Source organism: Mucilaginibacter sp. OK283 (assembly GCF_900110415.1).
Taxonomy (GTDB): domain Bacteria; phylum Bacteroidota; class Bacteroidia; order Sphingobacteriales; family Sphingobacteriaceae; genus Mucilaginibacter.
The window spans coordinates 99,353-111,920 of the sequence record NZ_FODR01000001.1 but is presented as its reverse complement, the minus strand read 5'-3'; the positions used below and the strand labels follow the sequence as shown (position 1 = coordinate 111,920).

Annotated in this window: 10 protein-coding genes; 3 read left to right on the top strand and 7 right to left on the bottom strand. The window is 43.9% G+C overall.

What is annotated here, in order from left to right; genetic code table 11:
- Positions 1 to 145 precede the first annotated feature (145 nt).
- Positions 146 to 1,531, top strand: a complete 1,386-nt coding sequence (locus BMX56_RS00525; RefSeq protein WP_090638233.1) for a LutB/LldF family L-lactate oxidation iron-sulfur protein — start codon at positions 146 to 148, stop codon at positions 1,529 to 1,531.
- Positions 1,532 to 1,557: 26 nt separating this feature from the next.
- Here BMX56_RS00525 and BMX56_RS00520 read toward each other — a convergent pair whose 3' ends face one another.
- From BMX56_RS00520 to thrA, 5 genes are all read right to left on the bottom strand, one after another.
- Complete coding sequence (locus tag BMX56_RS00520; RefSeq protein WP_090638228.1) at positions 1,558 to 2,163, bottom strand: HAD family hydrolase; 606 nt, start codon at positions 2,161 to 2,163, stop codon at positions 1,558 to 1,560.
- Positions 2,160 to 2,516 carry a hypothetical protein gene (locus tag BMX56_RS00515; protein ID WP_090638224.1) on the bottom strand — a complete coding sequence of 119 codons (357 nt, stop codon included), beginning with the start codon at positions 2,514 to 2,516 and terminating at the stop codon, positions 2,160 to 2,162. Before BMX56_RS00515 ends, BMX56_RS00520 begins: the two co-directional genes overlap by 4 nt.
- Before the next feature lie 100 nt (positions 2,517 to 2,616).
- Complete coding sequence (gene thrC, locus BMX56_RS00510; RefSeq protein ID WP_090641534.1) at positions 2,617 to 3,927, bottom strand: threonine synthase; 1,311 nt, start codon at positions 3,925 to 3,927, stop codon at positions 2,617 to 2,619.
- A 180-nt stretch (positions 3,928 to 4,107) separates the two neighbouring features.
- The gene (locus tag BMX56_RS00505) at positions 4,108 to 5,097 is read right to left on the bottom strand and encodes a homoserine kinase (RefSeq protein ID WP_090638220.1); all 990 of its coding nucleotides are present in this window, start codon (positions 5,095 to 5,097) and stop codon (positions 4,108 to 4,110) included.
- Positions 5,098 to 5,157: 60 nt separating this feature from the next.
- Complete coding sequence (thrA, locus tag BMX56_RS00500; protein ID WP_090638217.1) at positions 5,158 to 7,608, bottom strand: bifunctional aspartate kinase/homoserine dehydrogenase I; 2,451 nt, start codon at positions 7,606 to 7,608, stop codon at positions 5,158 to 5,160.
- Positions 7,609 to 8,228: 620 nt separating this feature from the next.
- Between thrA and rsgA the strand changes: the two genes are divergently transcribed.
- Positions 8,229 to 9,149, top strand: coding sequence for a ribosome small subunit-dependent GTPase A (rsgA, locus tag BMX56_RS00495; RefSeq protein ID WP_090638213.1), 921 nt, complete (start codon positions 8,229 to 8,231; stop codon positions 9,147 to 9,149).
- A gap of 41 nt (positions 9,150 to 9,190) precedes the next feature.
- On the opposite strand, the gene BMX56_RS00490 is transcribed toward rsgA, so the two are convergent.
- Entirely contained in the window at positions 9,191 to 10,396 is a 1,206-nt protein-coding gene (locus tag BMX56_RS00490; protein ID WP_090638209.1) for a serine hydrolase domain-containing protein, read from the bottom strand.
- A 90-nt stretch (positions 10,397 to 10,486) separates the two neighbouring features.
- Positions 10,487 to 11,725, bottom strand: coding sequence for a cystathionine gamma-synthase family protein (locus BMX56_RS00485; protein WP_090638205.1), 1,239 nt, complete (start codon positions 11,723 to 11,725; stop codon positions 10,487 to 10,489).
- Positions 11,726 to 12,012: 287 nt separating this feature from the next.
- Here BMX56_RS00485 and dtd point away from each other — a divergent pair, with 287 nt between their 5' ends.
- Positions 12,013 to 12,471 (top strand): D-aminoacyl-tRNA deacylase, encoded by a 459-nt coding sequence (dtd, locus tag BMX56_RS00480; protein WP_090638198.1) that lies wholly within the window; start codon positions 12,013 to 12,015, stop codon positions 12,469 to 12,471.
- The last annotated feature ends 97 nt before the right edge of the window (positions 12,472 to 12,568 follow it).

Here is a 12,568-nt window from a genome sequence, read left to right as displayed (position 1 = left end):
TCAAAACAAAACGAGGTGCAAATTTGTGCCTCGTTTTGTTTTAACGGAAAATTTCCTTTACAAATTCCCGGTTAACCTATTCAACTCAATCAACTTATTCAACCCAATAAACCAACTTCTCACTAAAATCCCTAAATTCGCATATATGGGAAGCACTGCCGAGGAATTTTTGGTTGCATCTGCGGAGAAGGTATTTGATGCAGACCACCGCCGTATTATCAATAACAGCATTGATAAGTACAACGTGGCTGCAGCAAGCGGCATATCGCGCATAGCAAATCTGGATAACGCCAAGAAAAAGGGCCATGTGATCAAGTGGAAGGTGATGGAAAACCTGGACAAATTTTTGCCCGAGTTTGAAGCCAATTTCCAGCGTAGGGGCGGCAAGGTTATCTGGGCTAATGACGCCGAAGAGGCCAACCGCGAAATCCTGAACATCATTCAAAAAGCAAAGGCCAAAACGGTTGTAAAATCCAAATCGATGGTAACTGAAGAAATTCATCTGAATGAATTTTTGAAAGAAAACCACATTGAATCATTAGAAACCGACCTTGGCGAATACATTGTACAGCTTTTAGGGCAAACGCCTTACCATATTGTTACCCCGGCAATGCACCTGAGCAAGGAGGATATTGCCAAACTATTCAATCAGCATTTCGGTACTCCTTTAGATGCCACAGCCGAAGAGTTAACCCTCAAAGCACGGGAATTACTGCGGGACAAATACCTGCTGGCCGATGTTGGCATAACCGGCGCCAACTTCCTGCTGGCCGACACTGGCAGTGTGGCCATCAGCGAAAATGAAGGAAATGCCCGTTTATGTACCACATTCCCGAAAATTCATATTGCGGTGGTGGGTATAGAAAAAGTTATCCCCTCTATAACCGATCTTGACTTATTTTGGCCAATGCTGTCAACGCACGGCACGGGGCAAAACCTTACCGTTTACAATACCATATTAAACGGCCCGCGCCAGGCTAATGAAACCGATGGGCCCGAAGAAATGTACGTGGTACTGCTTGATAACGGCCGCACCAACCTGCTGGCCCAAAAAGAGCAACGCCAGGGCTTATATTGCATCCGGTGTGGGGCCTGCCTCAATGTATGCCCGGTTTACCAGAATGTTGGTGGCCACACTTACAATACTACTTACAGTGGCCCTATTGGCGCTATTATAACGCCGCATACCGACGGCATGGAGGAGTTTAAACACCTAAGCTACGCATCAAGCCTTTGCGGCCGTTGCACCGAGGTTTGCCCGGTTAAGATAGATATCCACAAAATGCTGCTGCTTAACCGCCGCGATGCAGTCAACGGTGGCTTAGTAACCACTAAGGAGCGCTGGGGTTGGGCCATCTGGAAAAAAGGAATGCTGAAACGCAGCATGACAGATTTTTTTGGCGGTAAAATGAAAAACTTCTTCCTTCGTTTTTTCTTTAAAAATACCTGGGGTCATTTAAGGAAAATGCCTGAAGTTGCCGAAAAATCGTTCACCAGGCAATGGCAGGAAAAACACCAGGGCGAAGAGTAAGTTATTTACTGCCTGTTTTTTTAATGTTATAAAATCGCTATCGCCCTCAGCTCTTCCGATAACTCTTCTGCTGATTTAAAATGAATGGACTTTATGCCCATCTTTTCGGCGGCAACAACGTTGCGGTAATTGTCGTCAATAAATACAGCTTCGGCGGGGTTAACATGGTAACGATTAAGCAGGATTTGGTAAAATTCCGGCGTTGGTTTACGCATTTTTTCGGTACCCGAAACTACGACCCCATCAAACCAGTTTAAAAAATCAAACCGGGCCTGTGCAAATGGAAATGTCTCTGCCGACCAATTGGTGAGCGCATAAATCTTATATTTATTACTCTCCTTTAACTGTTTAAAAATCTCGACGGTGCCATGAAAAGGTTCACCCAGCATTTCTATCCACCGGCCATAAAACGCCCTGATATTGGCCTCATGCTCCGGAAACCGGGCTACCAGCAAATCGGTACCCTCTTGTAACGAGCGGCCGGCATCCTGTTCTTCGTTCCAGTCGGAAGTACAAACATTGGCCAGAAAATCGTGCATTTCCTGCTCGTCATCAAATATGGTTTTGTAAACGTAGTGCGGGTTCCAGTCTATCAAAACTGCGCCAAGGTCGAATATGATGGTGTTGATCATTTCTTATCAGTATGCTCGTAAATTTTTGCATCGGTTACCACTGAATCTTTAAGGGATAGGACAAGCTGTTTAACATAGTGTGGTTTTCCGGGCTTCCTTAGTTCCTCAATTTCGTAAATCATCTGGCTTTTATTGCTTTGCTGCGGGCGGTGCAACAGGTGGATCACCTCCTGGTATTTTAACCCTTTGAGTTTGTAATTTTGCAGTAAATCGTCAACCATACCATCGCGGTAGCTAAATGTAAGGCCATCGCCGTCGTTCCAGTCGTCCCGGTTAAATTTAGAATGACTTTTACAGGCCGCAAACGACAGCGTAATCAAACAAAAAAGAATGATGTTTTTTTTGTTGCGCATTGAAGTATTTTTCACAGATCAAATATAACTACGAATAGTAAAATTGACGAATGAATAACAAGACTTCCGAAGTTTATAGCATCGGAAGTCTAAGCGCTTATTATTTAGCGTTCAGCAAATAGCCTTTAAAGTCTTCAAAATCCTTGCTAATAGATATAGCCAATTTTGTTTTAGATTGCAGTTCTTTTACCTGCGCCGGCACATCAATTTTAGCAGCTATTTCATCGCTAAAAACATCTGGAAATTTGCATGGGTGAGCGGTTGATAAAAATACGCCTGCGGTATCTGCACTGGCGTGATCATGCTGATAATCTGTCAAGGCCTGCCAGGCAATAGCGGTATGCGGACAAACCACATAATTATAAGTATCAAATACCCAATTGATGGCTTTTATGGTTTCCTCATCGTTGTAAGTGAAGCCAATCACCAATTTCTTCAGCTCATCCATATCTGTTTTAAACAGATCGGCAATGCGCACCCAATTGCTTGGGTTGCCCACGTCCATGGCATTTGACAAGGTTGCCACCGATGGTTTTGGCTGATAAATGCCTGTTTTTAAAAATTCGGGGACGGTATCATTAGCGTTTGTAGCTGCAATAAACTTTTCAACAGGTAAGCCCATTTTCCAGGCTAACAAACCGGCACCGATATTGCCAAAGTTTCCACTGGGTACCGAGAAGATTACTTTTTTAACACCCTGCCTTAGCAACTGCGCGTAAGCGTTAAAGTAGTAAAAGGTTTGCGGTACCAAACGGGCAATGTTAATAGAGTTGGCCGATGTCAGGCGGAATTTTTCGTTCAGTTCGGCATCGGTAAACGCTTGTTTAACCAAAGCCTGGCAATCATCAAACGTACCATCAACTTCAAGGGCGCGAATATTTTGTCCGTTTGTGGTTAATTGTTGTTCCTGCACACCGCTTACTTTGCCCTTGGGATAAAGAATAGTAACCCTTGTATTTGGAACGCCTAAAAAGCCCAGGGCAACGGCACCGCCGGTATCGCCGCTTGTTGCAACTAATACATCCAGCTGTTTTTCGCCTTCCTCTAAAAAGTAGCTCATTACACGGCTCATGAAGCGGGCGCCAAAATCTTTAAAGGCCAGTGATGGCCCGTGGAAAAGTTCCAGCACGTGTACGTTATCATCCAGCTTTACAACCGGCGCATCAAAGTTTATAGCGTCATCTATCAAAGCTTTCAAATCATCAGCCGGCATCGCATCGCCTAAAAGGTTTTTAGCTACTTCAAAAGCAATTTCGGGCAGGGTATACTTATCCAGGTTATTGATAAAATCGTCGCTCAAACGCGGGATGCTAATGGGCATGTATAAACCTTTATCCTGCGGCATACTGTTAAAAACTGCATCTTTAAAAGATACTTCTGATTGAATATTATTGGTACTGTAGAGTTTCATTTTGATTTGGGAATTCGGATGTTCGATTTCGGATTTGTTTTTTTCTCCCGTCATTGCGAGGTACGAAGCAATCTCTTTAGGACTGGCTGTATACCAAGCTTATTCGCCCGACATCTCGGGGATTGCTTCGTACCTCGCAATGACGGGTGAGTTTTTGACTTTTGAATTTTTACTTTTGACTTAAAGAACCCTCGGCCCGGCATCATTTATAGTTGATACGTAGCCATTAGAGCCTATTTTTAAACCGGTTAAATGTTTTTGTAGTTTTTGGGTTATCCGATGCGCTGTATCCTCATCTTTTGTGAAGGCAAAAACAGAGGGGCCAGAGCCGGAGATACCAAAGCTCACCGCGCCTAATTCCATCGCCATTTCGCGCATTTTATAAAAATCAGGTATCAGCATGGAACGTACCGGTTCAACCAATACATCCTTCATACTGCGGCCCATCAGGTCAATATCATTCATAAACAAGCCGCTTACCAGCCCTGCAATATTACCCCATTGGGTTACGGCATCTTTCATCTGGATATTTTTGCGGATTATCTGGCGGGCTTCTCTTGTTGGTACATCTACATCAGGGAACACAATGGCACACCACAAGCCTGCCGGATGCGGCAAACGCACTACATCCAAAGGTTCGTAACTGCGGATAAGTACAAAACCGCCCAACAATGCCGGGGCAACATTATCTGCATGGCCATGGCCGCAAGCCATCTCTTCGCCCTTCATAGCGAATGGCAGCAATTTTGCAGGATCGCTATCATCGCCTAACAAGGTTTTAATAGCAAACAAACCGGCAACCGTACTGGCCGAGCTTGAACCCAAGCCGCTACCTATCGGCATTTTTTTATGCAGTTCAATATCCAATCCAACATCGGTACGGCCAACGCTTTGCAAATAATGCTGAACGCTCACACTCACTGTGTTTTTTGCAGGATTCATCGGCAACCTACCGTCATCGCCGGTAATTTTGCTTATAGTGATGCCTGGCTTATTGGTCATCCGCATAATCACTTCGTCACCGGGCTCGTTAACGGCAAAGCCCAGCACATCAAAGCCGCAAACTACGTTGGCAACCGTTGCCGGGGCAAAAACGTGTACGCCCCCCCCGCCCCCTGAAGGGGGAGCCAAAGAGGGTTTAGTTGTTTCGAATGTCTTATTATCTTCCATATAAATTTATCAAACTATAGTTCCCCCTTCAGGGGGTTAGGGGGCTTAAGGGACTGTGCTTTAATTCGCTCCCAAATTTATCAAATCAGCAAATACACCTGCAGCGGTTACTTCTGCGCCTGCTCCGGGGCCTTTTACTACCAGCGGGCGTTCTTTGTACCTATCGGTAGTAAACGATATGATATTATCGCTGCCCGATAACATGTAAAACGGATGGTTTTCATCAACCATTTGCAGGGTGATGGTTACTTTACCATTTTCCAGCTTGCCAATGTAGCGCAGTACTTTACCGTCTTTTTCGGCCTGTTCTTTAAGTTTTGCAAAGTGGGCGTCTTCTGTTTTAAGGGTAGCATAAAAATCATCTACCGATTTTGCTTCAAGGCTGGCTTTCGGCAATACGCTTTCAATATCAACGTCGGCTTCTTCCATCGCATAACCTGCATCGCGGGCAAGGATGAGCATTTTGCGCATAAAATCCTTCCCGCTCAAATCGTCGCGCGGATCTGGTTCGGTATATCCTTTTTCCTGTGCCTCTTTCACCACATCGTGAAAGTTGGCATCGCCCTTAAAGTTATTAAAGATGAACGATATGGTTCCTGATAAAATAGCTTCAATACGTTGTACCCTATCGCCGCTGTTCATCAGGTTTTTTAGTGTGTTGATGATAGGCAGGCCTGCACCTACGTTGGTTTCGTAAAAGAAATCGACCCCATGGCGGCGGGCGGTATCTTTAAAAGTACGGTATTGCTCGTAACTGCCCGAGTTACCTATTTTATTACAGGTAATTACCGAGATATTGGCTTTAAAAACATCCTCGTAAAACTCAATTGGCTTAGGACTGGCGGTATTGTCAATAAACACACAGTTGGGCAGGTTCATGGCCTTCATCCTGGCAATAAACTCTTTCAAATCGGCGCTGTATGGTGATGCCTCTATGTCATTTTGCCAGGTATCTAAAGAGATACCATCGCTGTTAAAAGTCATTTTACGGGTATTGCTGATGCCGGCAACTTTTACCTGGATGCCGTTATTATCTTTCAGATAATCGGTATGGGCATTTAGCTGGGCAAACAAGGTTTTACCAATGTTGCCTGTACCTAAACAGAAAGCATGAAGCGTTTTGGTTAGTTGTACAAAGAAAGCATCATGCACTGCGTTTAGTGCCTTTGAAAGATCCTGGGCCGAAATGATTACCGAGATATTGTACTCTGACGAACCCTGAGCTATAGCCCTCACGTTAACTCCGTTACGACCCAGTGCATGGAACAACTTACCCGACATGCCCGGCGTCTGTTTCATATTTTCGCCCACAACAGCCAGTATGGCCAGATTTTTTTCGATAACCAGGTGTTCCAGCTTTTTGGCCAGCAGCTCCAGTTCAAACTCCTGTTCTATCAGTTGTTTGGCCTTTTCGGTATCCTGTGGTTGTACCGCAAAGGTGATACTGTGCTCTGACGACGATTGGGTAATCAAGATGATATTGATTTGCTCCCGGGCCAACAACGAGAATAAACGACCGCTAAAACCCGATTTACCAACCATGCCGCTACCCTCTAAATTAAGGATACTGATATTGTTTATAGACGAAATGCCCTTGATAGGCAGGCTTGACGCCTTACAATCATGACGGATCACGGTACCTTCAAATTCCGGCTCGAAAGTGTTTTTGATAACAATAGGTATCTTTTTCAGGAAAGCGGGGATCATAGTTGGCGGATAGATCACTTTGGCACCGAAGTAAGAAAGCTCCATGGCTTCGGTATAGGTAAGCTCGGTTAATGAAAATGCTTTTTTAACCATGCGCGGATCAGCGGTCATCATACCGTTTACATCCGTCCATATCTGGATCTCTTTGGCGTTAAGCGCCGCGCCGAAAATAGCAGCTGTGTAATCAGAGCCGCCGCGGCCTAATGTGGTTGTTTGGCCGGCATCGTTGCCTGCAATAAAACCGGTAACAAACAATATTTTATCTTTATTTTCCTGGTGTAACGTTTTAATAAGCAGCTCTGTCAGCTCTGTATTTACCTTGGCATTGCCAAAAGCGCTGTCGGTTTTAATTACATCTGCAGCATCAACATACAATACATCTTTAAAATGCTGGGCGGCAATTTTACTCACCATAATGGTCGAGCAGCGTTCGCCAAAGCTAAGCACCTGGTCGCGGGTTTTGGGGGTAAGCTCGCGCAGGGTTAGTACGCCCTGCAGTAATTCCTCTAACTGGTTAAAGTGAATTTTTAAGCGGGTGAAGGCCGGGTTTTGGTTTTGCACATCGAGCAGTGTTTTTACTACATCAAAGTGACGTCTTTCCAGTTCGGCCAGTTGAGCGGTAAACTCTTTACCATTGGCGGCATCTTCGGCCATCGAGGCCAGCAGGTTGGTTACCCCGCCCATCGCCGATAATACAACAACCGGCTTAACTTCATTTTTTACTTCGCCTTTTAATATGTTTAAAAGCGTTTGGATACTTGCGGCGGAACCTACGGATGTGCCGCCGAATTTTAAAACTTTCATTGTGTGTTTTTAGCAATATAAATAATAAAAAAGCCTTCCTCGTTTTTGGAGGAAGGCTTCATTTGGTTTCTTTTGTTTATGTTTTACACCATACGATTATCTTCCTCCGAGTTTTATGCCGGTGGTAATAATTGTTGTAATAATGGTGTTGTTAATTGTCATACTTATAATGTCGACAAAGTAAATAGATATTTTTATAATAAGCAAGCTTTATTTTACTTTTTTAAAAACTCATGCCTCATTAACAGCATTATGCAGGACAAACGCATTTAATTGGGTTAACATAACTTAACATATTTCAGGTAAAATACTTACAAGCGGTTGACAATCAATGTTTTATATTTTACCATGGTTAACACTAAACTGATTGCGCAATTTAGCCGCGTCCAAATATTTGTGCCTGGTGTTGGCCAATACAAGTCACTTGGGTACCTCTGTCATTTAACCAGGATCGGGCAACAAAAACAAGGTATCGCTTGATTACTCATTTCCCCACATCATAAGCTTATTCTTAAATAACAGCTTTTCGCCGTTAACTATTTAGATGCATTTACCCCGCAGCATTATGGCATTAATGGTGATATAAGCATAGTATTTGTTACTTTTGAACCTTAATTACTATGCAGGGATTACTCATAAAATCAACTGGAAGCTGGTACCAGGTGCAAACACCCGATGGCCAACGGATTGATTGCCGGATAAAAGGAAAATTCAGGATGCAAGGCATCACCACAACCAACCCCGTGGCCGTGGGCGATGTAGTGGAGTTTGAAATGGAACCCGATCAGGAAAGCGGGGTAATTACCAAACTGCACCAGCGTAAAAACTATATTATCCGCAAAGCTATTAACCTGAGCAAGCAGGCCCAGATTATTGCTGCCAACCTCGATCAGGCCTTATTGGTTGTTACTTTGGCCTCGCCACGCACTTCATTGGGTTTTATCGACCGTTTTTTGGTTACTGCCGAGGCTTATGATATCCCCGCCCGATTGATATTTAACAAAGTAGATTTGTTTAGCGACGAAGGCCTTGAGATACTTGCCGACCTGAAAGCCGTTTACGAAAAAATTGGATACCCCTGCTTTGAAGTATCGGCATTGGAGGGCACCAACATTGACAAAGTACAGGAACTTTTAAAAGATAAGGTAACCCTGTTTTCGGGCCACTCCGGCGTAGGTAAATCAAGCCTGATTAATGCCCTGTTACCCAACCTTGACCTGCGTACCCACATGGTATCTGAGTGGAGCGACAAAGGCATGCACACCACCACTTTTGCCGAAATGTTTGAACTGCCCCAGGGCGGCTTTATTATCGACACCCCCGGCATCCGCGAATTAGGTGTTATCGACATAGAAAAAAACGAACTAAGTCACTTTTTCCCGGAGATGCGTTCCCGCATGAACCAATGCCGCTTTAACAATTGCCGCCATATTAATGAACCCGGCTGCGCTGTGCTGGAAGCTTTGGAAGAGAGCGATATTGAACTATCACGCTATGAAAGCTATTTGAGCATTTATAATGGGAATGATACGAGGGCTTAAAAGAAGAGTCAAGACGTTAGAATCAAGAGTCGAGACAAAAGTTACGGCTTACAGCTCGCTGCTTTAACAAGGATATCAACTATCAATTGTTTATTAGGTAAATATTTATTGGTTAAAAACAAGCCGCCTATACCCGTGCCTGGATTAAAGAACAGAAATGTGCCAACGCCGGGATCGTCACCATCATGGCCAATAGTTCCGTTGGTATACAAATTCCAAAAGATGCCTTTATTTCTGTAGGTTAAATTGATGTTTTTGGGTGGATGTTCTTTGGAGAATTGGGGCGCGAACATAGTTTTAAAAGAAACAGGATCCAATAAAGTTTTGTCGCCGTGGTATCCGTTGATCATCGCCATCAGGTATTTGCTTAAATCGGCGGCTGATGTTTTTAGTCCGCCATCGGGATAGGTAAGCAGATCATACAGGGGAAAACACCGGCTTTGATCGTAATAAAGCCGGGCAAGGTCTTTTAAATTTACTGAACTTACCGACCACCCCGAATGCGCCATTTTTAGCGGAGCTAAAATATATTTACTGGTAAAATCGGCATAAGATAATCCCGACTTAATTTCGATGAGGTAAGCTACCAATGCCGACCCAACGTTACTATAAGTCGAGGCGCCACCAGCCAGCCCCTGGCCAAAGTTTGCCTTGCTATAATACTTACCATCCTGCGCCAGGTAGTTATAAAAAAAGCTTTTCATGGTGGTATCCTTCACCTTGCCTCCAAAACCTAATTGCTGCAGCAGGCCGAAAGCTGTGCTATCGTACGAACGTAGCTTAGGATAGAATTTGTAGGAGTTGGAGTAAATTTCGGGGTTATCAATAATCCCCGACGTATGGTTGGCTAATTCCCTTATGGTTATTTTACTATCCGGCTGGTTGGGGTTAACCACTTTAAAAGGTAAAATTTCATTGATATCAGTTTCGAGCGTAAAGTATTTAAGTTCGATAGCCTTCATCAAGGCAACTGCTATCACCGTTTTACTAACCGACCCTATATTTTGAACGGTGCTTGTAGTATAAGGAACTTTGCCGCCCACATCGGCGTAGCCAAAGTTTTTTTGATAAATCACTTTATGTGCATTAACCAAAACAACGCTTAGACCTGGCAGGCTGTCTTTTAAAAAAGCAGCTTTTAAGTTGTAAGTAAGCGAATCGGCTTTAAATTGGGCGTTGACTTTATTAAGGGTTACCCCGAGTGTAACACAGATAATTAAACTATTGATAACAATTTTTCTGATCATAATATGCCCCCGCCTTAAAAGCAACAATCAATGAAAAGGAATGAAATTTTATTAAGTCATTAAGAATCTTATCCGCACTTTTTTCTGGACTTATCCCTCCAAAGCCGCCTTAAAATCTTCCACCAAATCGTCCAAATCTTCGATACCTACCGATAATCGGATCATGCTTTCGGGGATGCCCATTTCGGCACGGCGCTCGGCACCAAGCTCAAAAAATATGGTTTGGGCTACCGGGATAGCCAGGGTACGGGTATCGCCCAGGTTGCTTGATTTTACTACCAGCTGCAATTTATTTAAAAATGCAAGGCAATCAATACTGTCGTCCAGTTCGATGCTCATCAGTCCGCCAAATTTGGCAAATAACTTACCGGCGCGCTCATGCTGGGGGTGATTTTCCAGGCCCGGATAAAATACTTTTTTAATTTTTGGATGGCTTTCAAAATAGGTAGCCAGGGCAAACGCATTGTTGCAGGCACGCTCTAACCGAAGAGCCAACGTTTCCGAACCTACAGATATAGAATGCGCCGCCTCGGGCGATAAGGTGCCGCCTGCGTCGCGCAGCCCTCTTTTGCGGATTTGTGTCAATCCTAATGTTTCGGGTTTCACCTGGGCTTTAAAAACAGGCGAAATATTGGGATATATACTCCAGTTAAACAAGCCCGTATCGGTAACACTGCCACCTAACGCATTGCCGTGACCGCCAATGTATTTAGTTAGCGAGTTGATGACCAGGCCTGCCTTTACGTCAATTGGATTAAACAGGTATGGCGACGTCATGGTGTTATCTACCACATATAAAATTCCTTTTTCGCTGCAAAGTGTACCAATGCCCTCCAAATCTGCAATTTGGGTGGCCGGGTTGGCAATGGTTTCAACAAAAACCAGTTTGGTATTTTCTTTTATTTCGGCGCGAACGTTTTCAACATCTGTAGCGTCAACAAAGGTAATATCCAAACCTAGGTCGATATACGTTTGAAAAATACTGCGGCTGTTGCCAAATAAAAACGAACTGGCTACTATATGATCTGTATGTTTTATCAATGCCATAATGGTGGCCGAAATAGCCGCCATTCCGGTAGAGAACGCGATAGAAGATAAACCCTTTTCCATTTGGGTTACTTTATACTCCAATGCGGTAACCGTAGGGTTTCCCTGGCGTGAATAAGCGTAACCTTTCTTTTTGTTCTGAAAAATATCAACCAAATCCTGCACATCCTCGTGCCCGTAAGTAACCGAAGTATGGATTGGTTTATGTAAAGACCCATGCTCTGGCTTGCCCAGGCGGTCGGCATGTAATAGGGTAGTTGTAAAGCCTCTTTTAGTAGTCATTGTGAACCTATCAGTAAAAAAAATAATAGCGGTTGCGAACTTAAGGATTTTTATGCACACGAATTTCACGAATTGAATCGAATTGACACGAATCTTATTAACACGAATTTCACAGACGGTGGCGAATTGACACAAATCTGATTGGAGAAGAATTTTACTAACACGAACCTTACGATCGGGCGAATTCGTATGGATGTGGGTTGCAGGGTTTCCGGTAAAATGAGCTGACAGGTTTTATTCGCAGTTAATTCGTGAAATTCGATTCAATTCGTGAAATTCGTGTGCATATGAGAGCAGTATTACAACGGGTAACCGAAGCAAGTTGCAAAGTTGATGGTGAAATAACCGGGCAAATTGGTGCCGGCTTCTTGGTATTGCTGGGAATTGAAGACGCCGACACCGAGGAGGACCTGAACTGGCTGGCCAATAAAATTGCAGGCATGCGCGTTTTTGGCGATGAGAACGGCCTGATGAATAAAGCACTCGCCGATATCAATGGCGACATATTGCTGATATCGCAATTCACCTTATTTGCCCAAACAAAAAAGGGAAACCGGCCATCATTTATCCGGGCGGCAAAACCCGATAAGGCAATACCGATGTACGAGCAAATGATCAAAACGTTGCAAACAATCACCGGTAAAAAAATAGCTACCGGCATTTTTGGAGCCGATATGAAAATTAGTTTATTGAATGATGGCCCGGTAACCATTGTGATGGATACCAGGGACAGAGACAATCATTAATTGCACACCAATTTTTCTAATTTTATCGAATTTCACGAATGGAATAAACACGAATTTTCACAGATTTAGGCGAATTTCACGGATTTATTTATCGCCG